The following is a 25,506-nucleotide window of genomic DNA, read 5'->3' on the forward strand; positions in this document are numbered from 1 at the left end:
CCGCCGCGGCCCGGCCGCCGTTTCCGCCAGGGGTCACCCGTACGGGCTTTTCTCCGGAGCCAGCCCTGCGGCGGTGAGCAGACGTCCGACCTCGGCCACCGACTCCTCGCGCAGCGGGATCTGCGGGAAGGCGGTGGCGCCGTGGTCGATCACGCCGCGGAGCCACAGGGCCGTCTTGAAGGAACCCAGTGCGGCGGAGCTGCGGCCCATCTCCTCCTCCGGGCCGATGTCGGTGAGCGAGAACAGCGCGACCAGGCGCTCCTGTTCGGCGGCCGCCCGCTCCCAGTCACCGGTCCGCGCGGCCTCGTAGAGCCGCACATAGCCCGCCGGGTCGACGTTGCCGATGCCCGGTACGACGCCGTCGGCGCCCGCCAGCAGGGCGGCGTCCACGGTGAGTTCGGAGCCGGTGAGGACGGAGAAGGCGGGCGCGGGGCCGGTGCTGCGGCCGCTGCGGCCGCCGAGCGCGACGAGCAGGCGGCGCAGCGCGGCCTCGTCGCCGCTGCTGTCCTTGAGCCCGGCGAGCGTGCCGTCCTCGGCCAGTTCGCGGATCAGGGCGAGCGGCAGCCTGCGGTGCACGGCCATGGGGATGTCGTACGCGAAGAGGGGCAGACCGGCGTCGGCGCGCAGGCGGCGGAAGTGCGCGGCGATCTCGCGCGGGTGGGTGCGGGTGTAGAACGGCGCGGTGGCGACCAGGGCGTCGGCGCCCAGTACGGCGGCGGTTCGCGCATGGTCGAGGACGCGGGGCGTGGTCGTGTCGATGACTCCGGCGAGTACCGGGATCCGCCCGTCGGCGGCCTTGACGACGGTCTCCAGGGCGGTGGCGCGCTGGGCGTCGGTGAGGTAGGCGACCTCGCTGGTGGAGCCGAGCGCGAACAGCCCGTGGACGCCGGCGTTCACGAGGTGGGTCACCAGGCGGGTGAGGGAGACGGTGTCGACCTCGCCGTGCCGGTCGAGCGGGGTGCACACGGGTGGGATGACGCCGCGCAGCGGTGCGGGCAGTGCCATGAGGGCTCCAGCAGCTGGGGAGGAATGGGTCCTTGGGGCGGAGATGCGCAGCGGCGGAATTCTCTACGCATAGGCTCTGGACTGCGCTTTCTTGATACAATTAGCCCAATTTGGCTCTGAGTGGCGGGAGTTGTGGTGGGTGAGGCGGCGCAGCTCCGGTACACGTACCGGCTGCGTGTGTCTTCCGCCGCGCTTACCCGTCTGGATGCTGAATGGGCTCGGTGTCGCTGGGTGTGGAATGGGTGCGTGGCGATGCCCCGCAAGGTCCACGGCCGGAACAGGACCGTCAGCGAGAAGATCACGTGCGGTCCGGCGCAGCTCGACAAGATGCTGACCGAGGCCAGGCAGGCGATGTCGTGGCTTCGTGAGGGTTCTTCGGTGCCGCAGCTGGGGGCACCTCCCAGCGGTAGCTGGGGGACAGATCATCCGGGACTTCGCGAAGTCCAGGTCGAAGGCGCTGAAGGACATCAAGGGGAAGCTGCCGATGCGACAGCGGTCCGGGATGCCTCGCATCAAGCGCAAGCGGGGCGCCGCGCCGTCGCTGAACTGCACCCGGCGTGGTTTTTCCTTACGGATGGCCGCCTGCATCTGGCGGGCGGGATCGCGCTGACGGTGGTGTGGTCGCGGGATCTTCCGTCCGCTCCCACGAGCGTGCGGGTATACCGGGACGGTCTTGGCCACTGGCATGCGAGCTTCGTCGTCCAGGCGGATGCTGAGCCGCTGCCGGAGACCGGCCAGGTGGTAGGTATCGACTGGGGTGTGAAGGAGACCGCGACCACTACGTCGGACGCCCACGACCTGCCCCACCCGGAGCACGGAAAGACCGCCGCGCAGAAGCTGGCCCGCTACCAGCGCATGATGGCCCGCAGGCGCACCCCCAAGAACCGTCCCGACACCGCCGGGTACCGCAAGGCCCGCAGGGCTGCGGCGAAGGTGTCGAAGAAGATCGCCCGGCAGCGGCAGGACACCGGCCGAATGGGGTCTCTCCCTGCTCGAGCGGAGCCGAGAGCTTGGGGAAGGGCCAAGGCCATCGTCCGGGACTTCGATCAGATCGCTGTGGAGGACTTCCGGCAGAAGTTCCTCTCGAAGACCACCATGGCCCGCAAGGCAGCCGATGCGGCGATCGGCGCGACGAAGACCGCGCTGGTCGAGATGTGCGGCAAGCACGGACGGACCGTGCACCTGGTCAACCCCGCGCACACCACCATGGACTGCGCACACTGCGGGGCGAGAGCCAAGCACCGCATCCCCCTCTCCGAGAGAACGTATACGTGCGTCGCGTGCGGAGCCGTCTCGCCCAGAGACAAGAACTCCGCCCGCGTGATGTCCCCCAGCTACCGCTGGGAGGTGCCCCCACGTCCGGGCTGGTCGCAACCCGGCTAGTGCTGATCTTGTAAGCCCTGCCCCCTGCTAGGTGGCAGGCAAAGTGAGCCAGAAATCCCCCCTTCAGGGAGGGGAGGTTTCAAAATAGGCGCGTGCTCCGGCGCTCGGCCAAGGGACGCGCGGTCCTGCGGCCGAACGGGGCGGGGCGCGGCGGCCGCGGGAGAGGGAGAGGGACCACATGGCACGGGGCACGATGGCGGAGGGCACCCAGGCACGGATCAAGCAGCTCATCCTGCGGGACGGGCTGGCGCCGGGCGATCCGCTGCCTCCCGAGTCCGAACTGGTCCGCCTCCTCGACGTCAGCCGCAACTCGGTGCGCGAGGCGCTCAAGGCGCTGCAGGCCGTCAGCATCGTCGAGGTCCGGCACGGTTACGGCACCTACGTCGGCCCGCTCACCCTCGAACCGTTCGTGGAGGGCGTCGCCTTCCGTGCCGCGGTCGCCCACCGGCACGGCCAACCGGGCCTGTACGAGCTGATGGAGGTCCGCGAGGCGCTGGAGGCCGGGCTGATTCCCGCCGTCGCGCGCAGCCTGCCCGCCCAGGACCTCGCCGCCCTCAAGGACCTGGTGCGGCAGATGGCGAGGGAGGCGCAGGGCGGCCAGGTGCAGAGCAGTACCGACCGGGCCTTCCACCAGGCCCTGTACCGCTCGCTGGGCAACGTCCTGCTCGTCGAGGTGCTGGACGCGTTCTGGGTGGCGCTGCGGCAGGTGCGCGAGCACTGCGCGGACGGCAGTCAGGATCCGCAGGAGACGGCCCGTCAGCATCAGGCCATCGTCGAGGCGTTGGAGGCCGGCGACGGCGACCGCGCGGTCGCGGCGATGCACCGGCACTTCGACGGAATCCGCCGGCGTCTCGCCGAGTGACGCCGGGCCGGGTCAGCGCCCCGCGAGCCGCTCCACCAGCAGATCGAGCCGCCGCGGCGCCTCCGTCGGGGGAAGCCGGCCCGAGCGGGTGAGTGCGACCAGGCCGTGCAGGGCCGACCAGAAAACCTCGACGAACAGGGCCGGTTCGGCATCCCCCGCGACGTCGCCGAGCGTGTCGAGCAGCGCCTCGAACGCCTCGCGCAGCGGCGCCGGCGTCGCCGCGTCGGCGAACGGGAGGCCGGTGTCGAGGAGGAACATCGCGTCGTAGAGCGCGGGGTTGCGCTCGGCGAAGTCGACATACGCCCCGGCGAGCGCGGCCACCGCGGCGCGCCCGGCGGGCCCGTCCGCCACCGCGCGCCGGATCGTCGTCGTCAGCTCGGTGAAACCTTCCAGGGCCACGGCCCCGACGATCTCCCGCTTGCCGCGGAAGTGGCTGTAGAGCACGGGCTGGCTGTACTCGATGCGCTCGGCCAGCCGGCGCGTGGTGACGGCGTCCCAGCCGTGCGACTCGGCGAGTTCACGGGCCGTCGCGATGATCAGCCGGTGGCGGTGGGCCCGCTCCCGCTCCTTGCGTTCCTGTACTGACATTCCTCGATTCTAGCAGCGCTAGACATTCGAGCACTGCATTCGCTAGCATCGCACCACAATCTAGCGGCGCTAGGAAAAGTGCCGGAGACCCTCGGGAGGGGACATGCAGCACGCACTGGCCATCGTCACGGTCGTGGTTGTCGGCATGCTGGTGGGCGTGGAGTTCGCGGTGGCGGTCTTCGTCAATCCGATCCTGGACCGGCTGCCCGACAACGGCGGCGTCGCGGCCCGCAGCGACGGGGCCCGGGTGCTCGGCAGGGTGATGCCGTTCTGGTACATCGGCTCGGTCGTGCTCGGTGCGGTCCGGGCGGTCCAGACGTGGGGCGACGCGGGCGCGGGTCTCGTCGCCACGGCCACCGGCCTGCTCGTCCTGAGCGTGCTGATGTCGATCGCGCTGCTCGTCCCGATCAACTCCCGCGTCGCCCGGTGGACCCAGGACGGCGTTCCGGCGGACTGGAAGCAGCAGGTCGGCCGCTGGGACCGCTTCCACTATGTGCGCGTCGGCGTCATCGTCGCGGCATTCGTTCTGCTGGTCACCGCCATGGCGTGACGCTCGCCGGGCCCCGGCTCCCGGCGGGGCGCCCCGCCGGTCGATCGTTCACCGCGATTTCACCTGCTGTCGAGTGACCCTTTGCCGACACGAAAACGGGCTATGTCGGGTGCCTTGACGGTCAGTTGGGCCCTCTTTATGGTCACCGCAGGACAGCGGACATCCTACGTCCGGCCGTTGGGGGTGACCCGTGGTGGACGAGAGCTCGGTGCCGTACCGCGCCGGGACCGAGGGGTATACGAGCTTCCGGATTCCGGCCGTGGTGCGGGCGCGCTCCGGAGCCGTGCTGGCCTTCGCCGAGGGGCGCGTCACCTCGGCCTCCGACACCGGCGACATCGATGTCGTCCTCAAACGCTCCACCGACGACGGCCGCACCTGGGGCCCGCTCCAGGTCATCGCCCGCAACGGCACCGGAACCGCCGGCAACCCCGCCCCCGTCGTCCTCGCCGACGGGCGGGTGCTGCTCCTGACGGTCCACAACGCCGCCGACGCCACCGAGGACCGCATCCGCCGCGGCCAGGTCCCGCCCGCCGACGGCCGCCGCATCTGGATACAGCACAGCGACGACGACGGGACGCACTGGAGCCCGCCCCGCGAGATCACCGACCAGGCCAAGCGCCCCGAATGGCGGTGGTACGCCACCGGCCCCGGCCACGCCCTGAGGCTGCGTCACGGCCCGTACACCGGACGCCTGGTCATCCCCGCCAACCACTCCACCCCGCCCGCCGACCCGAAGGACACCGGCACCGAGGCCCGCTACAACGGCGGGCACGCGCTGCTCAGCGACGACGACGGCGCCACCTGGCAGATCGGCTACACCGACGGCGACACCCACCCCTCGGTGGCGCCCAACGAGACCACCGCAGCCGAACTCCCCGACGGCACCCTCTACCTGAATACCCGGACCGAGACCGCCGCGGCCTGGCACCGCGCCGACGCCCGCTCCACCGACGGCGGCGAGAGCCTCGTCGCCCCCTTCCGCCCGCAGGCGGGCCTGGCCGGACCGGTCTGCCAGGGCAGCCTGCTCTCCCTCACCGACCGCGACGAGCTGCTGTTCTCCGGACCCGCCCTCCCCGCCGCCCGCGCCCTGCTCACCCTGCGCACCAGCCGCGACCGCGGCGTGACCTGGCGGAGCCTGCGTACCGTCTCCGGGCTGCCCGCCGCCTACTCCGACCTCGTACGGCTGGACCCGGCGAGCGTCGGACTGCTCTACGAAACCGGCGACTACAGCGCCTACTCGACGATCACCTTCCGCCGCATCCCCGTGGAGGAACCCGCATGACCAGCAAAGACCTGCACCGCAGATCGGTCCTCGGCGGGGCGGCCGCCGTCGCCGCCGGCTTCGCGCTCGCCGGCTGCGGCGACAGCGGCGACGACGACACCGCACCCAGGGAACGCAAGAAGGGCCAGAAGGTCGAGCTGACCTTCTGGTCCTGGGTACCCGGCATCGACAAGCCCGTCGACCTGTGGAACCGCAAGAACCCCGAGGTCCAGGTCAAGGTCGAGAAGGTGTCGGCCGTCGACGGCGAGCAGTACGCGAAGATGCACGCCGCCATCAAGGCGGGCAACCCGCCCGACCTCGGCCAGATCGAGTTCCCGGTGATCCCCAGCTTCCTCCTCGACAACGGCCTCCTCGATCTCGCCACGCTCGGCGCCGCCCGCCACAAGGACAAGTTCTTCGGCTGGCAGTGGCAGCAGTCGGTGTTCGGCAAGGGCATCTACGCCATCCCCCAGGCGTCCGGCCCGATGGGCCTGTTCATCCGTCAGGACCTCTTCGAGAAATGGGACGTTCCCACCCCCACGACCTGGGACGAGTACGAGGCGGCCGCCAAGGCGATCCGTAAGAAGGGCGCCTGGATCGAGACCTTCTCCGCCACCAACGGCAACCGCCTGGCCGGCCTCGCCTGGCAGGCGGGCGCCAAGTGGTACGCCACCAAGGGCGACACCTGGCTCATCAACGTCGACGACGAACCCACCCGCAAGGTCGCCGACTACTGGGAAGCCCTGGTCAAACAGAAGCTCATCAAGACCATCCCCGACCGGCAGAACGCCTGGTACAAGGACCTGCAGACCGGCGCCATCGCCGCCTGGGTGGGCGCCAGCTGGGGCGATGCGCTGCTGGTCGGCAACGCACCCGGCACCAAGGGCAAATGGCGGGCCGCGCCGATGCCGCAGTGGGAGAAGGGCGGGCAGACCTTCGCCAACTGGGGCGGCTCGACCACCGCCGTCTTCGCCAAGGCGCACTATCCCAAGGACGCCCTGGACTTCGCCGTCTGGCTCAACACCGACCCCGAGTCCATCGCCCTGCTGATCGACGGCGGCTACGGCTTCCCCAGCGCCAAGAAGGGCTACGCCACCACCGACCTCGACGTCGACAAGGCGTTCTTCGGCGGCCAGGAGTACAGCAAGATCTTCGCCGACGCCGGGGCGCACGTCGACACCAGCTGGCAGTGGGGCCCCGGCGTCGACACCCTCTACCAGCGCCTCGGCGACGCCTTCACCGACGCGCTCGGCACCGGCGCCTCCTTCCGTTCCGTCCTGAAGAAGGTCCAGGGCCAGACCATCGCCGACCTCAAGGGCAAGGGCCTGAAGGTGGAGAGCGGAGGGTGAGCCGGGACACCCTCAGCCGTCCGGAGCCGGTCACCCCGCAACGGAGGAACGTCCGGCGTCCCGCGCGCCGGGCCTCGCGCGCCGAGGCCCGTAACGCCCGCGCCGCGGCCGGCTTCGTCCTGCCCTTCCTCGCGCTCTTCGCCCTCTGCTTCATCGCGCCGATCGTCTACGCCGTCTACCAGAGCCTGCACAAGACCGAACGCACCGGCCCGCTCGGCCTCGGCGGCCAGGAACACGAGGCGTTCGCCGGCCTCGCCAACTACGCGCACGCCCTCTCCGACGACCAGTTCCTGGCCGGATTCGGCCGGGTGCTGCTCTTCGGCGCCGTCCAGGTCCCCCTGATGATCGTGCTCGCCACCACCCTCGCGCTGCTCCTGGAGAGCGCCTCCGCCCGCGGCATCCCCTTCTTCCGCAGCGCCTTCTTCCTGCCCTACGGCGTCCCCGGCGTGATCGCCTCGATCCTGTGGGGCTTCCTCTACGTCCCCGGTATCAGCCCGCTGGTGAAGATCGCCCAGTCCGTGGGCTGGGACGTGGACTTCCTCTCCCGCGGCACCGTGCTGTGGTCCATCGCCAACATCGTCACCTGGCAGTTCACCGGCTACAACATGCTGGTGCTGATCGCCCAGCTCAAGGCCGTGCCCGGCGAGCTGTACGAGGCGGCGCGGATCGACGGGGCCAACGCCTGGCAGGTCGCCCGCCACATCAAGATCCCGCTGATCCGCCCGGCGCTCGTACTGACCTGCGTCTTCAGCATCATCGGCACGCTCCAGCTGTTCGCCGAGCCCAAGGTGCTGCGCCCGCTCGCCTCCTCCATCGACACCGGCTTCACCCCCAACCTGCACGCCTACAGCGAGGCGTTCGTCGGCAACAACCAGCATGTGGCGGCGGCCGAGGCGGTGCTGCTCGCGCTGGTGGCGTGCGTCCTGTCCTTCGGCTTCCTGCGCCTGGTCGGCGGGCGCAAGAAGGAGCGCGGATGACCCGGACGCTTACCCGGCCGCCGACCCGGACCCGGCCCCTGACGCGGCCCCCGGTCCGCTACCGGATCATCACCGCATCGCTGCTGACCGTCGCCGCGCTCTACTTCCTGGTGCCGGTCTACTGGCTGGTCGTCTCGTCCACCAAGTCCAGCGCCGACCTCTTCGGCACCTTCGGCTTCTGGTTCTCCGACCATCCGCACCCCCTCGGCAACCTCGCCGACGTCCTCACCTACGACCACGGCATCTACGCCCGCTGGTTCGCCAACTCCCTGCTCTACGCCGGGATCGGCGCCGTCTGCGCGACCCTGCTGTCCGCCGCGGCCGGCTATGCGCTGGCCAAATTCCCCTTCCGCGGCCGGGAGGCGGTCTTCAACACCGTGCTCGCCGGGGTCCTCGTCCCGGGCACCGCGCTCGCCCTCCCGCTCTACTTCCTCTTCAGCGAACTGGGCCTGGCCAACACCTACTGGGCGGTGCTCATCCCCAGCATGGTCAGCCCCTTCGGCGTCTATCTGTGCCGGATCTACGCGGCCGCAGCGGTGCCCGACTCGCTCCTGGAGGCGGCCCGGATCGACGGCGCGGGAGAGGCGCTGATCTTCGGCCGGCTGGGGCTGCGGCTGATGACCCCCGCGCTGGTCACCGTCTTCCTGTTCCAGTTCGTGCACATCTGGAACAACTACTTCCTGCCGCTGGTGATGCTCTCCGACTCCGACCTCTATCCGATCCAGCTGGGCCTGACCTCCTGGACCGGCTTCGCCGACCGCAAACCGGTGCTCTACCAGTACACGGTGGGCGGCGCGTTCCTGTCCGTGGTGCCGCTGATGGTGCTGATGCTGGTGCTCCAGCGGTACTGGCGTACGGGGCTGACGGAGGGCAGCGTGAAGGCATGACCGGACCGCGCGCGGCAACGGCGTGACAGTATCGCTGTCATGACTACTCCTGACGCTGCCCTGTCCCCGAACGCCGCGACCCGAGCGAAGGCCGCCCTCAAGCGCGACCCCTGGGACCTCCCGGACGTCTCCGGCCTCGTCGTCGGCGTCCTCGGCGGCACCGGTGACCAGGGGCGCGGCCTCGCCTACCGGTTCGCCCGGGCCGGCCAGAAGGTGATCATCGGCTCCCGGGTGGCCGAGCGCGCCCAGACCGCCGCGGACGAGCTCGGCCTCGGCATCGAGGGCGCCGTCAACGCCGACTGCGCCCGGCGCAGCGATGTGGTGATCGTCGCCGTGCCGTGGGAGGGCCACGGCAAGACGCTGGAGGCGCTGCGCGAGGAACTGGCCGGCAAGCTCGTCATCGACTGCGTCAACCCGCTCGGCTTCGACAAGAAGGGCGCCTACGCCCTCAAGCCGGAAGAGGGCAGCGCGGCCGAGCAGGCCGCGGCCCTGCTGCCCGACTCCCGGGTCGCCGCCGCCTTCCACCACCTGTCCGCGGTGCTGCTCCAGGACCCCGAGACCGAGCGGATCGACACCGATGTGATGGTGCTGGGCGAGTCCCGCGCCGACACCGATGTGGTGCAGGCGCTGGCCGCCCGCATCCCCGGGATGCGGGGCGTCTTCGCCGGGCGGCTGCGCAACGCCCACCAGGTCGAGTCGCTGGTCGCCAACCTCATCTCGACCAACACCCGCTACAAGGCGCACGCCGGTCTGCGGATCACGGACGTCTGACGGTCCGCTGCGCTTTGCCCGGGCCGTACGTTGTCGGCTTTCCCGCCGTGGTGGGTTCTCGCCGTGGCGCCTGCGGCGGGCGTGGGTTCGTCGTGTGCGGTGACGGCCCTCCGGACTTCGTCCTGCGGGCCATCCCCTCCCGTGGGTGGGGGGAGGGGACGGTGGGGGCGGGCGTCGTGTGTCCGTTCGCCCTGATCGGTCCACGACGCACACCCGACCGCCCACACACGCCCCCACCGTTCTTTCCCACCCCCGACGGGGAGGTGCCGGGCCGTAGCGGCGGAGCCGTGTAGGCCCGGTGCCGCAGCCGAACAGCCCCGCGCAAGCGGCACCGCCCGCCGCAGGCGCCACGGCGACATACCCCCACGGCGGGCGAGCTGAACACGTCGGCCACGGCAAAGCGCAGCGAACCGGCCCCGCGCAAGCGGCACCGCCCGCCGCGTGGGGGCACCTCCCACGCCCTTCAGACAGTGGGGGAGCAACGGCGGCGCCCCCCACGGCGGGCAAGCCGAACACATCGGCCCAGGCAAAGCGCAGCGAACGGGCATGGGGGACACTGGGTGGGAATGCCCGAACCTGCTGACCTCTCCCGGGAGACGAACCCCATGCCCCGCCTGCTTCCCTCCGGCCCGTCCCGGCGACTCGCCCTCATGGCCATCGCGTTGTGCGTCCTCGCCGTCACCGCGGCCGTCTTCTCCTTCGTGAACGGCAGCTTCGTCGGCATCGTCTGGGTCCTGATGGCCGGTATCTCCAGCAACATGGCGTGGTTCTACGTGCGCAGGGCGAAGCTGGAGCGCCAGGCGGCGGCCGGCTGAGGACGCCGGCGCGCTACACGCCCCCGCCGGCCAGCGCCTGCGACTCGTCCCGCCAGAACCGGAAGAGCTCCTGGCCCAGGTACGTGTCCCAGTTCGTCACACCCAGGGCGCGCAGGACCGTGTCGACGAAGTCGAAGAACACATGGTTGATCTCCGGCACCCACAGCAGGCCGAAAACCGCCAGCAGCCCGAACGGCGCGAACGGCTCCACCTGGCGCCGGATCTTCAGCGGCAGCCACGGCTCGATCACGCCGTAGCCGTCCAGGCCGGGCACCGGCACAAAATTCAAGATCGCGGCGGAGACCTGGAGCAGCGCCAGGAACGCCAGCGCGTAGCGGAACGGCTCCGGCACACCGTCCAGGGCGTGCAGCCAGAACGGCGCGGTGCACACCGCCGCGAACAGGACGTTCGTCAGCGGCCCGGCCGCCGAGATCAGGCTGTGCCGCCAGCGGCCCCGGATCCGGCCGTGCTCGATGAACACCGCGCCGCCGGGCAGCCCGATCCCGCCCATGATCACAAAGATCACCGGCAGCACGATGCTCAGCAGCGCATGGGTGTACTTGAGCGGGTTCAGCGTCAAGTAGCCCTTGGCGCCCACCGAGATGTCGCCGCCGTGCAGCGCGGTACGGGCGTGCGCGTACTCGTGCAGGCACAGCGACACCACCCAGCCGGACACCACGAAGAGAAAGACCGCGAAGCGGGTGTCGGCGGCTATGGTCTGGCTCCACACCGCCCATCCCGATACGGCCATGACGGCGACGAGCGCGAGAAAGACCGGGCTGATGCGACGGTCGGCGCGCTGAAGGGCTGTGGTCATGGTCTCGCGGTCTCCCGGGGTGGCGTGGTCGGCAGCCACGACCGTAACCGCCGCGCGGCGGTTTCCGCACGGTCCCCGGCGGCGGAGCTGTCCGGTGGACCACTCGGAGCGTCCCGGCAGCGGCTCCTGCCCGGTCCGGTCCGGACACGACCCGGCGGCCTTGCGCGGAAAACGACGCGCGGTACCCGCCGGGTTCCGGGCAGAGTGGACCCCGGGGAAAAACCGGGGGGAGGGCCGCGCCGTATCCGGGACGCGTCGGGGGGTCGATCAGGGCTCGTGCATGGGCTCATCAGGGATACGTCAGGGATGCATCCGGGGCATGGGTGACTTGTCGGTGGGATCGTTCGGGAATGCGAGAGGCGTGAGCGCACGGTGAGCGGCGCGGCCGTGCACGACAATGGCCCGGTGCGCTACGGAATTCTCGGCACCACGCAGGCCGGCCGGGCCGACGGGACCCCCGTCGCCCTCGGCGGCGCACGGCTGCGCGCCCTGCTCGCCGCCCTGGCGCTGCGCCCCGGCCGGGCGCTCTCCCCGGATCTGCTGATCGCCGACGTCTGGGGCATGGATCCGCCCGCCGACGCGGCCGGCGCCCTCCAGGCGCTGGTCGGCCGGCTCCGCCGGGCCCTCGGCCACGCCGCCGTCGCCTCGGTCGAGGGCGGCTACCGCCTGTGCGCCGAGCCCGACGCCGTCGATCTGCACCGCTTCGAACGGCTGGCCACGGACGGCGGCCGGGCGCTCGCCGAGGCGGACCCGGCCCACGCCGCCGCCCTCCTCGACGAGGCGCTGGCCCTCTGGCGCGGCCCTGCGCTGGCCGATCTGCCCGACCGGGGCGTCGAGGCGGCCCGCGCCGAGAGCCGCCGCCTGGACGCCCAGCGCGACCGCCTCGCCGCCGACCTCGCCCTGCGCCGCCCGGAGCGGGCGCTGCCCACCCTGACCGCGCTCTGCCGCGAGCACCCCCTGGACGAGCCCCTCCAGGCCCTGCGGCTGCGCGCCCTGCGCGCCGCCGGGCGCGGCGCCGAGGCGCTCGCCGCCTACGAAGAGATACGCACCGGCCTCGCCGACCGCCTCGGCACCGACCCCGGCCCCGAGCTGCGCGCCCTGCACGCCGAACTGCTGCGCCCGGAGCCGCCCGCAGCGCCCGCCCCGCCCCTCGCCCCGCCCCCCGGCACGGCCCCCGCCCCGGACCCCGTACGGCCCGCGCCGGCCCGCCGCCCCGGCAACCTCCGCGCCCGCCTCACCTCCTTCGTGGGCCGCGACGCCGACATCGCGGCGCTCGGCGCCGACCTCGCCGCCCACCGCCTGGTGACCCTGCTCGGACCCGGCGGCGCCGGCAAGACCCGCCTCTCGCAGGAAGGCGCCGAAAGCGCCGCGGCCGCCGCCCCGGACGCCTGGCCGCACGGCGTCTGGCTGGCGGAGCTGGCGCCGGTCGACGACCCGGCGACCGTGCCCGAGGCGGTGCTCACCGCGCTCGGCGCCCGCGAGACCGTCGTCCGCGGCACCGCCGCCGAGGGGCTGCGCGCCGCCGGCGACCCCACCGCCCTCGACCCGCTCGCCCGGCTCGCCGAGCAGTGCGCGGGCCGGCGGATGCTGCTCGTCCTCGACAACTGCGAGCATGTGATCGGCGCCGCCGCCGAACTCGCCGAGCGGCTGCTGGCCGAATGCCCCGGCGTCACGGTCCTGGCGACCAGCCGGGAGCCGCTGGCCGTACCGGGCGAGGTGCTGCGGCCGGTCGAGCCGCTGCCCGACCCGGTGGCGCTGCGGCTGCTCGCCGACCGCGGGGCCGCCGCCCGCCCCGGCTTCCGGATCGACGCCGACGAGGACACCGCCGCGGCCTGCGCCGAGATCTGCCGCCGCCTCGACGGACTGCCGCTCGCCATCGAACTCGCCGCCGCCCGGCTGCGGATGCTCTCCCCGCGGGGGATCGCCGACCGGCTCGACGACCGCTTCCGGCTGCTGACCAGCGGCAGCCGCACGCTCCTGCCCCGCCAGCAGACGCTGCGCGCCGTAGTGGACTGGTCCTGGGAGCTGACCGACGCATCCGAGCGGGCGGTGCTGCGCCGGCTGTCCGTCTTCGCCGGCGGCTGCGATCTGGCCGCCGCCGAGGAGGTGTGCGCGGGCGACGGCGTCGACGGGCGCGATGTGGCCGCGCTGCTCGGCTCGCTGATCGACAAGTCGCTGGTGGTGGCCGCGCCCGCCGACCAGGGGCGCGGCGACAGCCACTCCGGTGGCACCGGAGGAGCGATGCGCTACCGGCTGCTGGAGACGGTGGGGGAGTACGCCGGCGAGCGGCTGGACGAGGCCGGCGAACGGGAGGCGGCCGAGCGCCGCCATCTGGTCACCTACCGCGAACTGGCCCGCACCACCGACCCGTTGCTGCGCGGGCCGGGCCAGCGCGCCGCGATGGACCGCCTGGAGCTGGAACACGACAACCTGCGCACCGCGCTGCGCCGCGCCGTCGCCGCCCGCGACGAACACGAGGCGCTGTGCCTGGTGCTGTCCCTGCACTGGTTCTGGTCGCTGCGCGACCACCTCCGCGACGCCTACCACTGGGCGCGCGCGGCCGGGACGCTCGGGCCCAACCCCTTCCTGGCGCCGCACACCCCCGCCCCCGACCTCTTCGAGCGGGCCATCGACAAGCCGCCGCCCATGGACCCCGAGCAGCTCATGGAGGCCCGCCGCGGGGCCCGCCTGGTGGCGCTCTCCTGCCAGGAGAGCGACATCCAGGCGCTGCGCACCCCCGAGATGCGGGAGGAACTGGCCGGGATCACCGGCGCCTACCGCGGCGGGATGCCGCAGACCTGCCGGATGCCGGGCATCCTGTGGTACTACGCGGTGCTGATCTCCGGCCGGATCGACCGGCTGACGGAACTGGTCGACGGCGCGGTCCGGGCCAGCCGCGACCTCGGTTTCGACTGGGACCTGGCCTACGTCCTGACGCTGCGCTCCAAGGTGCTCAACGACCACGCGGGCGCCCTGGAACAGGCGATGGCCGATGCCGACGAGGGCTTGCGGATCTTCGTCCGGATCGGCGATGCCTGGGGCGCCGCCGAGGCGCTGTCCGGGCGCGGCGAATCCCGGGAGAAGCGCGGCGAGTACGAGCTCGCGGCGAAGGACTACCGGGCGGCGATGGCGTACGCCGAGGACCTGGGCGCGCACGGACAGACGATGCTGCTGCGCGCCCGGCTCGGCAGCGTACTGCTGGAGGAGGGCCAGGCGGAGGCGGGGGAGCGGCTGCTGCGCGCGGTCGTGGCGGAGAGCAAGGAGACCAGCAGCGGCCGCGACGCGGAGCCGTTCGCGCGCATCACGCTGGCGACGCACCTGGCCGTTCAGGGCCGTACGGCCGAGGCCCGCGCGGAACTGGAGGCGGTGCGCGAGACATTCGGCCCGCGCGGCCCGGAACTGTTCCTCGGGATCCTGGAGTCGGCGCTGATCTCGCTGGACGTCGACGAGGGGCACGACGGGGCGGAGCTGCTGGCGCGGTTCCGGGCGGCGCTGGAGCTGACCCGCGACGAGCTGGCGCAGATGGTCGCACCGGATCTGGCCGTCATCCAACTCCTCGGCGGCGCACGGGTGTTGATGGCCGTACGCGGCGAGCGCGGCGCCGTGGACGCGGCCCGCCTGGTGGGGGCGTACGACGCGCTGCGGTCGGTCTCGCACGCCCCGACCCTGGTCGTACGCAAGGACCGCGTACGGACGGAGGAGGCCGCGCGGGCGCTGCTGGGCGATGCGGCCTATGAGCGCGGGTACGCCGAAGGCGGCGGCCTCGGTGTCGAGGAGGCCGCCGCCCTCATCTGACGCGAGCCGGGCGAAGGGCGTCCCGCGGGAAGTCCCCGCGGGACATGCGTCAGGTCTTGCTCCGGAACTTCCGGACCGCGAGCGGCATGGTGACGGCCGTGATGGCGACCGTCCAGCCGAGCGTCATCAGCGCCGGGTGCGCCACCGCGCCATGGCCGTTGACCAGGGCGCGGGCCGCGTCCGCCAGGTTGGAGAGCGGGTTGACCTTGGTGAAGCCTTCCAGCCAGCCGGGCATCGTCGTCGGCGGCGCGAAGATCGACGAGCCGAACTGCAGCGGCATCAGCACCAGTATCGCCATGCCCTGCACCGCCTGCGGGGTCTGCACGCTCAGCCCCAGCAGGATGAAGATCCACATCAGGGCGATGCCGAAGGCCACGGAGAGCGCGACGGCGCTGAGGAGGGCGAGGACGCCGCCCTTGAGCTCCAGGCCCATCAGGAAGCCCATGCAGAGCAGGATCGCGATGGCGATCAGCATCCGGCCGATCTCGACGACGATCTTGGCGATCAGGACCGAGGACCGGGCTATCGGCATGGTCCGGAAGCGGTCCATGACCCCCTTGCGGAAGTCGTCGTTGACGCCGCTGCCCACCGCCATGGCGATGTTCATGCCCATCATCGCCATCATGCCGGGGACCAGATACTGGATGTAGCCGTGCTGTTGGCCCTTGCCGGCGATGGCGCCGCCGAGGACATAGGTGAACAGCAGGATGAAGATGACGGGCATCAGCAGGACGTCCATCATCGACTCCGGGTCCTGCTTGATCTGCAGGACGTTGCGCCGTGCCAGCGCACCGATGTGCCGCAGATTGGCGCGCAGCCCGATCCTGCCCTCGTCGGCGCCCGGCTTGACGGCCGGTGCGCTCAGTGTGGCGGCACTCATGACGACACCTCGCTGCGCTCGGCCTCGCATGTGCGCGGCACGCACCTCATGATGATTCGCTCGCTGCGCTCGCTCATGCCGAAACCTCCGCGTAGCTCTGGTCCGTGGTGTCGTCGAGGGCCGCGGCCTCGGAGGTCTTCTGGCCCGTGATGGCCAGGAACACCTCGTCGAGGCTGGGCAGATGGGTGCTGATCCCGGCGAGCGCGAAGCCGCGCTGTCCGAGCATGCCGACCACGGCGGTCAGCTGCTCGTCGCTGATGATCGGGACGTTGACCACGCCCCCGTCATGGTCGGCGGTCGCGCCCGCGATGCCGTCCAGACCGGCCTGTGCGAGCGCGCCGACCATCCGGTCCAGCTCGCCGGGATCGGCCGGCCGGATCCCCAGCGTCCGCCCGCCGACCTTGGCCTTGAGCTCCTCGACCCGGCCCTCGGCGATCACCTGGCCGCGGTCGATGACCGTCAGCTCGTCGGCCAGCTGCTCGGCCTCTTCCATGTACTGGGTGGTGAGCAGCACCGTCACGCCGTCGTCCACCATCCGCCGGACCTCGTCCCACACCTCGTTACGGGTACGGGGGTCGAGCCCGGTCGTCGGCTCGTCGAGATAGAGCACGGCCGGGCGGCCGATCATGGAGGCGGCCAGGTCCAGGCGGCGGCGCATACCGCCGGAGTACTTGGCGGTCGCGCGCTTGGCCGCGTCGGTCAGCGAGAACCGCTCCAGCATCTCGTCCGCGCGCCGGCGGGCGTCCTTGCGGGACAGATCGAGCAGCCGCCCGATCATGTAGAGGTTCTCCCAGCCGGAGAGCTTTTCGTCGACCGAGGCGTACTGCCCGGTCAGGCCGATCGTGCGGCGCAGTGCGCGCGGCTGGCGCACCACGTCGAAGCCGGCCACCACGGCCCGGCCGGCGTCCGGCACCAGGAGGGTGGACAGGCAGCGTACGAGGGTCGTCTTGCCGGCGCCGTTGGGGCCGAGCACGCCGAGCACGGTGCCTTCCCGCACGTCCAGGTCCACACCGTCGACGGCCTTGACATCGCCGAAGTGCTTGACCAGACCGCGCACCTCGACGGCATTGCCGCCCTTGGTGATTGTCGTCTGTCGCGTCATGCCGTCAACGGTGACAGGGCGCACCGACAACGCACCGACAGGCCACCGACAGCCGGACCTGTGGGCTGTCAGCGGCCTGTCAGTGGACTGCCGCCGGCCTGACGGCCGACGGCTGACGGCCGTTCCCCGCTAGTGGAACGTGTGCTCCTCCGCCGGGAACGAGCCCCCGACGACGTCCTCGGCGAACGCCTTCGCCGCGCCGCCGAGCAGCTCACGCATCTCGAGGTACTTCTTCACGAACTTCGGCATCCGTCCCGCCGTCATTCCCGCCATGTCGGTCCACACCAGCACCTGGGCGTCGCAGTCCAGGCCCGCGCCGATGCCGACGGTCGGGATGTGCAGGGAGCGGGTGACCTCGGCGGCCAGTTCCGCCGGGACGGCCTCCAGTACGACCGCGAACGCGCCGGCGTCCTGCACCGCCTTGGCGTCCCGCAGCAGCTGCTGGGCCGCCTCCTCGCCGCGGCCCTGGACCGGGTAGCCGCCGAAGGCGTTGACGGACTGCGGGGTCAGCCCGACATGGGCCATCACCGGGATGCCGGACGACACCAGCAGCTCCACCTGGTGCGCGGAGCGCTCCCCGCCCTCCAGCTTGACGGCGCCCACCCCCGCTTCCTTGACCATCCGGGTGGCGTTGCGCAACGCCTGCACCGGGCCTTCCTGGTACGAGCCGAACGGCAGGTCGGCGACGACGAGGGCGCGCTTGGTGCCGCGGACGACCGCGGCGGAGAGGAGGGTGATCTCGTCCATGGTGACCGGCACGGTGGACTCGTAGCCGAGGTGGCAGTTGCCCATCGAGTCGCCGACGAGCAGAACGGGGATGCCGGCCTCGTCGAAGACGGAGGCGGTCATGGCGTCGTAAGCGGTGAGCATCGGCCACTTCTCGCCGCGCTCCTTGGCGGCGGCGATGTCGCGGATCGTGATGCGGCGCGAGCTGGTTCCCCCGTACAGGGTCTTGCTGCTCTCGGAGGCGGGCTTGGCGGCCTGCTTCCGGGCAGGCGAAAGCTGCGTCATGGTGACGGCTCCTGTTCGTCATCTCGAGGCACCCTGACGGTGTCCCCGGACTCCCCTCCATGCTGGCATGCGCGGCGCGTGAAGGGGAAGAGGGCCGCGGCCGTCCGGTGGCAGGGCCCTGACCTGCGGAGGTGTCGACACGAAGGATTTTTTCATCGATACGGAACGGGTCCGTATCGAAAAGCGAGTATGGTGGACGTCATGACCACCTCCTCCAACGCGCCCGGCGGCCCGGCCGCCCGCCGGGTCCCCGACAAGATCTACCGGCGCCGCTGGGCGATCCTGTCCGTCCTCATGCTCAGCCTGCTGATAGTGGTGCTGGACAACTCCATCCTCAATGTCGCGATGAAGACCATCGCGACCCCGGCACCCCACGGCCTCGGTGCCACCCAGAGCGAGCTGGAGTGGGCGATCAACTCCTACACGCTCGTCTTCGCCGGGCTGCTGTTCACCTCGGGCCTGCTCGGCGACCGGCTCGGCCGCAAGAAGGTGCTGCTCTTCGGCCTGGTGGTCTTCGGCACCGGCTCGGTGCTCGCCGGGATGGCCGGCTCGCCCGCCGAGCTGGTCGCCTTCCGCGCCATGATGGGCCTGGGCGGCGCGTTCGTCATGCCCTCCACGCTCGCCATCCTGATGAACGTCTTCGAGCGCGACGAGCAGCCCCGGGCGATCGGCATCTGGGCCGGCGGCGTGGGCCTGGCCATCGCCATCGGCCCGATCACCGGCGGACTGCTGCTCGACCACTTCTGGTGGGGCTCGGTGTTCATGGTCAACGTCCCCATCGTGCTGATCGCGCTCGTCTCGATGGTGATCCTGGTCCCCGATTCCCGGGACCCCCGCCCCGGCAGGCTCGACCCGTTCGGCGTGCTGCTGTCCGTCATCGGCCTGGTCCTGCTGGTCTTCGGGCTCATCAAGGGCGGTCAGCTCGCCGACTTCACCGACCCGCAGGTGCTCGGCACGATCGCCGGCGGCCTCGCCGTGCTGACCGTGTTCGTCCTGCACCAGAAGCGCAGCAGCCATCCGTCCATCGACATCGGATACTTCCGCAAGCCCGCCTTCTCGGCCGCCGTCGGCGCCATCGCGCTGGTCTTCTTCGCGCTGATGGGCGTCACGTTCTTCATCGTCTTCTACGTGCAGAGCGTGCGCGGCTACAGCCCGCTGGAGGCCGGCCTGCTGATCATGCCGCTGGCCGCCGCCCAGCTGATCTTCTCGCCCCGGGCCCGGCTCGCCGTGGACCGCTTCGGCGCCCGAGTGGTGTGCACCGCCGGCATGCTGACCATCGCCGTGACCATGTCCGGCATGCTGCTGCTGGACGCCGACTCCCCGATCTGGATCCTCGAGGTGCTCTTCTTCCTCCAGGGCACGGGCATGGCGCACATCATGCCGCCGGTCACCGTCGCGATCATGCAGTCGCTGCCCCGCGAGAAGGCCGGCTCCGGCTCGGCGCTCAACAACGTCTTCCGGCAGGTCGGCGGCACCCTCGGCGTCGCCGTACTCGGCTCGCTGCTGTCCACCACCTACCGCGACGGCATCCAGGACAAGCTCGCCGCGCTGCCCGGCGTACCGGCCGCGGCGCGGCACGCGGCCGGTGAATCCATCGAAGCCACCCTCGGCCTCGCCCGGCACCTGGGCCCGGCCGGACGGGGCCTGGTCGCCTCCGCCCAGGACGCCTTCGTGCATGCCATGCACGTCACCGCGCTCGGCTCCGCCGGCGTCGCGGTGGTGGGTGCCGTGGTGGTCGCCGCCTTCCTGCCCGGCAAAATGGCATCGGCCCCGCGTGACGCGGAGCCGAACGAACAGCGAAAGGCGGGCGTACGGGGATGAGCCGGGCGGCGGGAGAATCCGAGGCGGCGGCAGCCGGTGCGCGAGCGGGACGGCCCGGCCAGGCCGATCCCGCGCGCCGCGGCAGACCGCGCAGCGCCGCGGCCGACTCCGCCATCATCGAGGCCGTACTCCGCCTGATCGAGGAGGGCGCCGCCATCGGCGAACTGTCGATGGAACGCATCGCCCGCGAGGCCGGTGTGGGCAAGGCGACGGTCTACCGCCGCTGGTCCGGCAAGAACGCCCTGATGCTCGACGTCATGCGGTCCCTGGACGCGCCGCCCCCGCCGCTGAACGGCGAATCCGTACGCGACGACCTGATCTCCCTGCTGGAGTTCCTGCGCCGCCGCGGACTGGCCAAGCGCAACTCCGCGCTGCTGCGCACCGTCGTCAGCCACGTCCAGGGGCATCCGGAGCTGTGGGCGGAGTACCACGAAACGGTCGTGCGGGCCCGTAACGAGGCGGTGCTCAAGGTGCTCCGGCGCGGCATGGCCAACGGCGAGATCCGCACCGACCACGACGCCGAGGCCGTCGCCGACCTCTTCGTCGGCCCGATGCTGGCCCGCGCCATCCTCCACGAGTGGAAGGAACTCCCCGAGGGCCTCGCGGAGGACATCGTCGACATGGTCCTCGAGGGCGTACGCCCCAGGCCGCAGCCGGCGGCGGGCTGAACCCGGCAGCGGACCGCGGCGCGCCGAACCCGGCCGCCGCACCGGTCCGTTGCGCACCCCCGCGTCACCCGGTGCTCCACCCCGTATGACCGGACCATGCCCGTTCTGTCACAGCCGTCGTCACGAACCCGCCCGCTGGAACCCCGGCCCGCCGCCACACCGTCCTCACAGGCGAGCAGGCCCGGCCGGGAAGGCGCAGTGCACACATGCGCGGGGCCCTTCCGGGACAGTGCTGATCTAAGAACGGGTATAAGGGCCATCGCCTAGGGTCGGGGATCACAGGCGAGGCGCACCAGAGCAAGGCAGTGAGGACAGCTACATGGCGCAGGCATACATGACGGAGCCGGGACAGGGGCACAACCCCGAGCGAGCCGGTTCCCGGGCCGGACGCCTGCGGAACTGGTGGCGCCCCGAGGGGATGTGGCGCCGCGGCATCGTGCTCGCGGTGCTGGCCGTACTGCTCGGGCTGCTGATGTTCCTGCACGCCCGGGTCCCCAACACCGTGGGAAACCTGGGCAGTCTGCTGGAGACGTTCCTGCCCTGGCTGGGGCTGGGCGTCCTGCTGCTGCTGGCCCTCGCGGTGCTGCGCCGCTCCGCGACCGCGCTGCTCGCGCTCGTCCTGCCGGCCGCCGTCTGGCTCAACCTCTTCGGCGGGCAGCTCACCGACAAGGCGGACACCGGCGGCAATGTCACCGTCGTCACCCACAACGTCAACGCCGACAACCCCGATCCGGCGGCCACCGCCCAGGACATCGTCAACTCCAAGGCCGATGTCGTCGCCCTGGAAGAGCTGACCGACACCGCCCTGCCCACCTACAAGCGGGAGATGGCGAAGGCGTACCCGTACCACACGGTCGAGGGGACCGTCGGCCTGTGGAGCAAGCTGCCGCTGAGCGACGCCCGGCCGGTGGACATCAAGATGGGCTGGACCCGCGCGCTGCGCGCCACCGTCACCGCCGCCGACGGCCAGAAGGCCGGCATCTACGTCGCGCATCTGCCGTCCGTACGGGTCAAGGTCGAGGCGGGCTTCACCGCGGGCCAGCGCGACGGCAGCGCCGAGGCGCTGGGCGAGGCGATCGCCGCCGACCCGCTGAAGAAGACGATCCTGCTCGGCGACCTCAACGGCACCATGAACGACCGCTCGCTGGCCCCGGTCACCTCCCAGATGCGCTCCGCGCAGGGCGCAGCGGGCGACGGCTTCGGCTTCAGCTGGCCGGCTGCCTTTCCGATGGCCCGGATCGACCAGATCATGATGAAGGGGATCGACCCGGTCGCGGCCTGGACGCTGAAGGCCACCGGCAGCGACCATCTGCCGCTCGCCGCGTCCGTCAAGATCTGACGCGGCCGGTCGGGCAGCCGACGCGGGATCGTCACGTCCCGTTCCTGCGTCGGAATACTGGACCTGAGACACTTTGTTCCGTACGTAAACGAACTGGGCACGGAGCGAACCGTGCGCAGGAACGCACGGCACGACACCGTGCGTGACCGTACGCGAACCGACTGCACGTCTCCCCCGGAAAGGTCCAGGTCCACATGCCCTTGGCTCTGCTCGCTCTCGCGATCTCGGCCTTCGGAATCGGTACCACGGAATTCGTGATGATGGGCCTGCTGCCCAATGTCGCGGACGATCTGGGCACCTCGGTGCCCACCGCCGGCTACCTCGTCTCCGCCTACGCCCTCGGTGTCGTCATCGGCGCCCCGCTGCTGACCGCACTCGGCTCCCGCATCCCGCGCAAGCGGATGCTCGTGCTGCTGATGGCGCTCTTCACGGCCGGCAACCTCGCCTCCGCCCTCGCCCCCAGCTTCGGTCTGCTGATCGCCGGCCGGCTGCTGGCCGGCCTTCCGCACGGCGCGTTCTTCGGCGTCGGCGCGGTGGTCGCGGCCCGGCTGGTGCGCGAGGGCCGCCAGGCACGCGCGGTGGCCACCATGTTCCTCGGCCTGACCATCGCCAATATCGTCGGCGTGCCCGCCGCGACCCTGCTCGGCCAGCACCTCGGCTGGCGCGCCACCTTCCTGGTCGTCGCCGCCATCGGCCTCGTCGCGATGGCCTCGCTGGCCCGCCTGATCCCGCCGCTGCCCGCCGAGGAACGCACCGGCCTGCCCCGCGAACTGCGCGCGCTCGCCGACCGCCAGGTCCTCCTCGGCCTCCTCACCACCGTCTTCGGCTTCGCCGGCATCTTCGCCGTCTACAGCTACCTCGCCTCGATGATGACCAAGGTGACCGGCTTCTCCGAGACCTCGGTCCCGCTGGTCCTCGCCCTCTTCGGCATCGGCATGACCCTCGGCGCACTGGCCGCGGGCCCCCTCACCGACCGCGCCCTGCGCCCCACCCTGTACGGCTCCCTGGGCGCCCTCGCCCTCGTCCTCGCGGTCTTCCACTTCACCGCCGAGGTGAAATGGGCCGCCCTGGTCACCGTCGTCCTCATCGGCGCCGTCGGCTTCCTGACCACCACGCCCTTGCAGATGCTGGTCATGAACAAGGCCCACCAGGCCCCCACGCTGGCCGCCGCCTCCAACCAGTCCGCCTTCAACCTCGCCAACGCGGGCGGCGCCTGGGTCGGCGGCCTGGCCCTGTCGGCCGGCTGGGGCTGGACCTCCCCGACGCTGGTCGGCGCCGTTCTCGCCGCCGTGGGCCTGGCCGTCGCCGTACTGGCCGGCCTCCTCGACCGCGGCACCCACGACCCGTCCCGCATCGTGGCCCGCTCCACGGAACCGGCCACGGTGCGGGCGGAACTCGGCTAACCTTCCGCTGCGCTTTGCCTGGGCCGATGTTTTTGGCTTTCCCGCCGTGGGGGTTTGCCGCCGTTGCGCCTGCGGCGGGCCGGTCCGCTGCGCTTTGCCACAGCCGACGTGTCCGGCTCTCCCGCCGTGGCGCCTGCGGCGGGCTGGTGCCGCTTGCGCGGGGCTGTTCGGCTGCGGGACCGGGCCTCCGGACTCCGTCCTGCGGCCCGGCCCCTCCCCGTTGGGGGTGGGAGAAAACCGTGGGGGCGTACGTATTCGGTCAGCCGCACCTTGTGGATCCACCGTGGGAAACGGACAACTCAACGCCCGCTCCCCCACTCACGGGAGGGGACGGACCGTAGCGGCGGAGCCGTGTAGGGCCGTCACCGCACCCGACAACACCACGCCCGCCGCAGGCGCAACGGCGACAAACCACCACGGCGGGACAGCCGACAACGTACGGCCCAGGCAAAGCGCTAGCGGCTAGCCCTCCCGCCACTGGTTCGTGATCGGCAGCCGTCGGTCCTTGCCGAACCCCTTGGCGGAGATCTTGGTGCCCGGCGGGTACTGGCGGCGTTTGTACTCGGCGCGGTCGACCATCCGCAGCACCCGGGTCACCAGCTCCTCGTCGAAGCCCTGCGCCACGATCTGCTCGCGGCCCTGGTCGCGGTCGACGTAGAGCTCCAGCACGCGGTCGAGGACGGCGTAGTCGGGCAGTGAATCGGTGTCGACCTGGCCGGGGCGCAGTTCCGCGCTCGGTGGCTTGGTGAGGGTGTTCTCGGGGATCGGCGGGGTCTGGCCGCGGTCGGCCGCCGCCTGGTTGCGCCAGCGGGCGAGCTGGAAGATGACGGTCTTGTAGACGTCCTTGATCGGGCCGTACGCGCCCACGGAGTCCCCGTAGAGCGTCGAATAGCCGCACGCCAGCTCGGACTTGTTGCCCGGCGCGAGGACGAGGTGGCCCTCCTGGTTGGAGATCGCCATCAGCGTCGTACCGCGCAGCCGCGACTGGAGGTTCTCCTCGGCGAGGCCGGTCAGCCCCAGCGCCTCCATGTACGCGTCGAACATCGGGCCGATCGGCACCGTACGGAAGGCGAGTCCGGTGCGGCGGGCCAGTTCGGCGGCGTCGGTCAGGGAGTGGTCCGACGAGTAGCGGGAGGGCATCGCGACGGCGTGGACGTGCGCCGGACCCAGTGCGTCGCAGGCGAGCGCGGCGACCAGCGCGGAGTCGATGCCGCCGGAGAGCCCGATGACGACGCTGTTGAAGCCGTTCTTGGCGACGTAGGCGCGCAGCCCGACGACCAGCGCGGTGTAGATCTCCTCGATGTCGCCCAGCCGTTCCGCCTCGCCGCCGAGCGTCTCGGGGGCGTACGCGGGCAGCGGGTCGGGGGTCAGGACGACGTGGTCGACGCGCAGGCCGTCGTCCAGGACACCGGAGGGCGGCTCGGGCGCCGCGTCCGGGAGTTCGAGGTCGACCAGGACACAGCCCTCCGCGAACTGCGGCGCCCGCGCGATCACCCCGCCGTCCTTGTCGACGACGATGGAGTCCCCGTCGAAGACCAGCTCGTCCTGCCCGCCGATCATCGCCAGATAGGCGGTGGTGCAGCCGGCCTCCTGCGCGCGCTTGCGCACCAGCTCCAGCCGGGTGTCGTCCTTGTCCCGCTCGTAGGGCGAGGCGTTGACGGAGAGCAGCAGCCCGGCGCCCGCGCTCCGTGTCGCCGGTACCCGGCCGCCCTCCTGCCACAGGTCCTCGCAGATGGCGAGGGCGACATCGACGCCGTGCACCCGGACCACGGGCAGCGTGTCCCCGGGCACGAAGTACCGGAACTCGTCGAAGACGCCGTAGTTGGGCAGGTGGTGCTTGGCGAAGGACAGGGCGACCTCGCCGCGGTGCAGTACGGCGGCGGCGTTCTGCGGGGCGCCGGCCGGCCTCCCGTAGCGTCGCTCGTCCCGCTCGCAGCGGTCGAGATAGCCGACGATCACCGGGAGTTCGCCCAGCCCCTCGCCGGCCAGCCGGACGGCCAGTGAGCGCAGGGCGGTGCGGCTGGCCTCCACGAAGGACCGGCGCAGCGCGAGGTCCTCGACGGGGTAGCCGGTCAGCGCCATCTCGGGGAAGGCGACGAGGTGCGCGCCCTGGTCGGCGGCGTGCCGCGTCCAGTGCACGATCGTCTCGGCGTTCCCGGCGATGTCGCCGACGCAGGAGTCGATCTGGTTGAGGGCGAGACGAAGTTGAGCCACGGGATCAG

At 71.7% G+C, this 25,506-nt stretch carries 20 protein-coding genes and 1 pseudogene; 14 read left to right on the forward strand and 7 right to left on the reverse strand.

Features of this window, described 5'->3' with window-relative positions; genetic code table 11:
• Window positions 1-33 precede the first annotated feature (33 nt).
• The gene (locus ACIRPT_RS34475) at window positions 34-1,005 is read right to left on the reverse strand and encodes a dihydrodipicolinate synthase family protein (protein ID WP_403834524.1); all 972 of its coding nucleotides are present in this window, start codon (window positions 1,003-1,005) and stop codon (window positions 34-36) included.
• A gap of 252 nt (window positions 1,006-1,257) precedes the next feature.
• Between ACIRPT_RS34475 and ACIRPT_RS34480 the strand changes: the two are divergent.
• A pseudogene (locus tag ACIRPT_RS34480) lies at window positions 1,258-2,419 on the forward strand (RNA-guided endonuclease InsQ/TnpB family protein).
• A gap of 147 nt (window positions 2,420-2,566) precedes the next feature.
• Window positions 2,567-3,250 carry a FadR/GntR family transcriptional regulator gene (locus ACIRPT_RS34485; RefSeq protein WP_403834527.1) on the forward strand — a complete coding sequence of 228 codons (684 nt, stop codon included), beginning with the start codon at window positions 2,567-2,569 and terminating at the stop codon, window positions 3,248-3,250.
• Window positions 3,251-3,262: 12 nt separating this feature from the next.
• On the opposite strand, the gene ACIRPT_RS34490 is transcribed toward ACIRPT_RS34485, so the two are convergent.
• Window positions 3,263-3,838, reverse strand: coding sequence for a TetR/AcrR family transcriptional regulator (locus tag ACIRPT_RS34490; protein ID WP_403834529.1), 576 nt, complete (start codon window positions 3,836-3,838; stop codon window positions 3,263-3,265).
• A 103-nt stretch (window positions 3,839-3,941) separates the two neighbouring features.
• On the opposite strand from ACIRPT_RS34490, the gene ACIRPT_RS34495 reads away from it, so the two are divergent.
• The 7 genes from ACIRPT_RS34495 (at window position 3,942) to ACIRPT_RS34525 (ending at window position 10,448) form a co-directional block, all read left to right on the forward strand.
• Entirely contained in the window at window positions 3,942-4,388 is a 447-nt protein-coding gene (locus ACIRPT_RS34495) for an anthrone oxygenase family protein (RefSeq protein ID WP_403834532.1), read from the forward strand.
• A gap of 190 nt (window positions 4,389-4,578) precedes the next feature.
• A complete protein-coding gene (locus ACIRPT_RS34500; protein ID WP_403834534.1) occupies window positions 4,579-5,670 on the forward strand; it encodes an exo-alpha-sialidase in 1,092 nt (363 codons plus the stop codon).
• Window positions 5,667-6,998 (forward strand): ABC transporter substrate-binding protein, encoded by a 1,332-nt coding sequence (locus ACIRPT_RS34505; protein ID WP_403834537.1) that lies wholly within the window; start codon window positions 5,667-5,669, stop codon window positions 6,996-6,998. The genes ACIRPT_RS34500 and ACIRPT_RS34505 overlap by 4 nt, the downstream gene beginning before the upstream one ends.
• The gene (locus ACIRPT_RS34510) at window positions 6,995-7,975 is read left to right on the forward strand and encodes a carbohydrate ABC transporter permease (protein ID WP_403834540.1); all 981 of its coding nucleotides are present in this window, start codon (window positions 6,995-6,997) and stop codon (window positions 7,973-7,975) included. Before ACIRPT_RS34505 ends, ACIRPT_RS34510 begins: the two co-directional genes overlap by 4 nt.
• The gene (locus tag ACIRPT_RS34515; protein ID WP_403834542.1) at window positions 7,972-8,862 is read left to right on the forward strand and encodes a carbohydrate ABC transporter permease; all 891 of its coding nucleotides are present in this window, start codon (window positions 7,972-7,974) and stop codon (window positions 8,860-8,862) included. Before ACIRPT_RS34510 ends, ACIRPT_RS34515 begins: the two co-directional genes overlap by 4 nt.
• A gap of 39 nt (window positions 8,863-8,901) precedes the next feature.
• Window positions 8,902-9,633, forward strand: a complete 732-nt coding sequence (npdG, locus tag ACIRPT_RS34520) for an NADPH-dependent F420 reductase (protein WP_403834544.1) — start codon at window positions 8,902-8,904, stop codon at window positions 9,631-9,633.
• A 605-nt stretch (window positions 9,634-10,238) separates the two neighbouring features.
• Entirely contained in the window at window positions 10,239-10,448 is a 210-nt protein-coding gene (locus ACIRPT_RS34525; protein WP_403509628.1) for a hypothetical protein, read from the forward strand.
• Window positions 10,449-10,461: 13 nt separating this feature from the next.
• Here ACIRPT_RS34525 and ACIRPT_RS34530 read toward each other — a convergent pair whose 3' ends face one another.
• A complete protein-coding gene (locus ACIRPT_RS34530; RefSeq protein ID WP_403834547.1) occupies window positions 10,462-11,265 on the reverse strand; it encodes a site-2 protease family protein in 804 nt (267 codons plus the stop codon).
• A 405-nt stretch (window positions 11,266-11,670) separates the two neighbouring features.
• On the opposite strand from ACIRPT_RS34530, the gene ACIRPT_RS34535 reads away from it, so the two are divergent.
• Window positions 11,671-15,060: an AfsR/SARP family transcriptional regulator gene (locus tag ACIRPT_RS34535; protein WP_403834550.1), complete on the forward strand. Its 3,390-nt coding sequence runs from the start codon at window positions 11,671-11,673 to the stop codon at window positions 15,058-15,060.
• 49 nt (window positions 15,061-15,109) lie between these two features.
• Here the strand turns inward: ACIRPT_RS34535 and ACIRPT_RS34540 are convergent, their stop codons facing one another.
• The 3 genes from ACIRPT_RS34540 to panB all read right to left on the reverse strand — a co-directional run bounded on the left by ACIRPT_RS34540 (window position 15,110) and on the right by panB (window position 18,053).
• Window positions 15,110-15,940, reverse strand: a complete 831-nt coding sequence (locus ACIRPT_RS34540; RefSeq protein WP_403834553.1) for an ABC transporter permease — start codon at window positions 15,938-15,940, stop codon at window positions 15,110-15,112.
• 73 nt (window positions 15,941-16,013) lie between these two features.
• Window positions 16,014-17,042 (reverse strand): ATP-binding cassette domain-containing protein, encoded by a 1,029-nt coding sequence (locus tag ACIRPT_RS34545; RefSeq protein ID WP_403834555.1) that lies wholly within the window; start codon window positions 17,040-17,042, stop codon window positions 16,014-16,016.
• Window positions 17,043-17,171: 129 nt separating this feature from the next.
• On the reverse strand, window positions 17,172-18,053 hold the full coding sequence (gene panB / locus ACIRPT_RS34550; protein WP_403509343.1) for a 3-methyl-2-oxobutanoate hydroxymethyltransferase: 882 nt from the start codon (window positions 18,051-18,053) through the stop codon (window positions 17,172-17,174).
• 201 nt (window positions 18,054-18,254) lie between these two features.
• Between panB and ACIRPT_RS34555 the strand changes: the two genes are divergently transcribed.
• The 4 genes from ACIRPT_RS34555 (at window position 18,255) to ACIRPT_RS34570 (ending at window position 23,284) form a co-directional block, all read left to right on the forward strand.
• The gene (locus ACIRPT_RS34555; protein ID WP_403834558.1) at window positions 18,255-19,874 is read left to right on the forward strand and encodes an MFS transporter; all 1,620 of its coding nucleotides are present in this window, start codon (window positions 18,255-18,257) and stop codon (window positions 19,872-19,874) included.
• Entirely contained in the window at window positions 19,871-20,542 is a 672-nt protein-coding gene (locus ACIRPT_RS34560) for a TetR/AcrR family transcriptional regulator (RefSeq protein ID WP_403834560.1), read from the forward strand. Before ACIRPT_RS34555 ends, ACIRPT_RS34560 begins: the two co-directional genes overlap by 4 nt.
• 334 nt (window positions 20,543-20,876) lie before the next feature.
• Window positions 20,877-21,881 carry an endonuclease/exonuclease/phosphatase family protein gene (locus tag ACIRPT_RS34565; protein WP_403509630.1) on the forward strand — a complete coding sequence of 335 codons (1,005 nt, stop codon included), beginning with the start codon at window positions 20,877-20,879 and terminating at the stop codon, window positions 21,879-21,881.
• Between the two features lie 194 nt (window positions 21,882-22,075).
• Window positions 22,076-23,284, forward strand: coding sequence for an MFS transporter (locus ACIRPT_RS34570; RefSeq protein ID WP_403834563.1), 1,209 nt, complete (start codon window positions 22,076-22,078; stop codon window positions 23,282-23,284).
• Between the two features lie 462 nt (window positions 23,285-23,746).
• On the opposite strand, the gene ACIRPT_RS34575 is transcribed toward ACIRPT_RS34570, so the two are convergent.
• Window positions 23,747-25,498 carry an NAD+ synthase gene (locus tag ACIRPT_RS34575; protein WP_403834565.1) on the reverse strand — a complete coding sequence of 584 codons (1,752 nt, stop codon included), beginning with the start codon at window positions 25,496-25,498 and terminating at the stop codon, window positions 23,747-23,749.
• Window positions 25,499-25,506 lie beyond the last annotated feature (8 nt).

The sequence above is a fragment of the Streptomyces sp. NPDC101227 genome (genome assembly GCF_044767545.1).
In the GTDB taxonomy this organism is placed as follows: Bacteria; Actinomycetota; Actinomycetes; order Streptomycetales; family Streptomycetaceae; genus Streptomyces.

What these genes read in the sequence shown, in the direction of transcription:
- ACIRPT_RS34485 (WP_403834527.1), top strand. Translation starts at nt 2,567, where the DNA reads ATGGCACGGGGCACGATGGCGGAGGGCACCCAGGCACGGATCAAGCAG.
- ACIRPT_RS34490 (WP_403834529.1), bottom strand. Translation starts at nt 3,838, where the DNA reads ATGTCAGTACAGGAACGCAAGGAGCGGGAGCGGGCCCACCGCCACCGG.
- ACIRPT_RS34540 (WP_403834553.1), bottom strand. Translation starts at nt 15,940, where the DNA reads ATGAGTGCCGCCACACTGAGCGCACCGGCCGTCAAGCCGGGCGCCGAC.
- ACIRPT_RS34505 (WP_403834537.1), top strand. Translation starts at nt 5,667, where the DNA reads ATGACCAGCAAAGACCTGCACCGCAGATCGGTCCTCGGCGGGGCGGCC.
- ACIRPT_RS34555 (WP_403834558.1), top strand. Translation starts at nt 18,255, where the DNA reads ATGACCACCTCCTCCAACGCGCCCGGCGGCCCGGCCGCCCGCCGGGTC.
- ACIRPT_RS34495 (WP_403834532.1), top strand. Translation starts at nt 3,942, where the DNA reads ATGCAGCACGCACTGGCCATCGTCACGGTCGTGGTTGTCGGCATGCTG.
- ACIRPT_RS34545 (WP_403834555.1), bottom strand. Translation starts at nt 17,042, where the DNA reads ATGACGCGACAGACGACAATCACCAAGGGCGGCAATGCCGTCGAGGTG.
- ACIRPT_RS34560 (WP_403834560.1), top strand. Translation starts at nt 19,871, where the DNA reads ATGAGCCGGGCGGCGGGAGAATCCGAGGCGGCGGCAGCCGGTGCGCGA.
- ACIRPT_RS34570 (WP_403834563.1), top strand. Translation starts at nt 22,076, where the DNA reads ATGCCCTTGGCTCTGCTCGCTCTCGCGATCTCGGCCTTCGGAATCGGT.
- ACIRPT_RS34565 (WP_403509630.1), top strand. Translation starts at nt 20,877, where the DNA reads ATGACGGAGCCGGGACAGGGGCACAACCCCGAGCGAGCCGGTTCCCGG.
- ACIRPT_RS34525 (WP_403509628.1), top strand. Translation starts at nt 10,239, where the DNA reads ATGCCCCGCCTGCTTCCCTCCGGCCCGTCCCGGCGACTCGCCCTCATG.
- ACIRPT_RS34530 (WP_403834547.1), bottom strand. Translation starts at nt 11,265, where the DNA reads ATGACCACAGCCCTTCAGCGCGCCGACCGTCGCATCAGCCCGGTCTTT.
- ACIRPT_RS34515 (WP_403834542.1), top strand. Translation starts at nt 7,972, where the DNA reads ATGACCCGGACGCTTACCCGGCCGCCGACCCGGACCCGGCCCCTGACG.
- panB (WP_403509343.1), bottom strand. Translation starts at nt 18,053, where the DNA reads ATGACGCAGCTTTCGCCTGCCCGGAAGCAGGCCGCCAAGCCCGCCTCC.
- ACIRPT_RS34475 (WP_403834524.1), bottom strand. Translation starts at nt 1,005, where the DNA reads ATGGCACTGCCCGCACCGCTGCGCGGCGTCATCCCACCCGTGTGCACC.
- npdG (WP_403834544.1), top strand. Translation starts at nt 8,902, where the DNA reads ATGACTACTCCTGACGCTGCCCTGTCCCCGAACGCCGCGACCCGAGCG.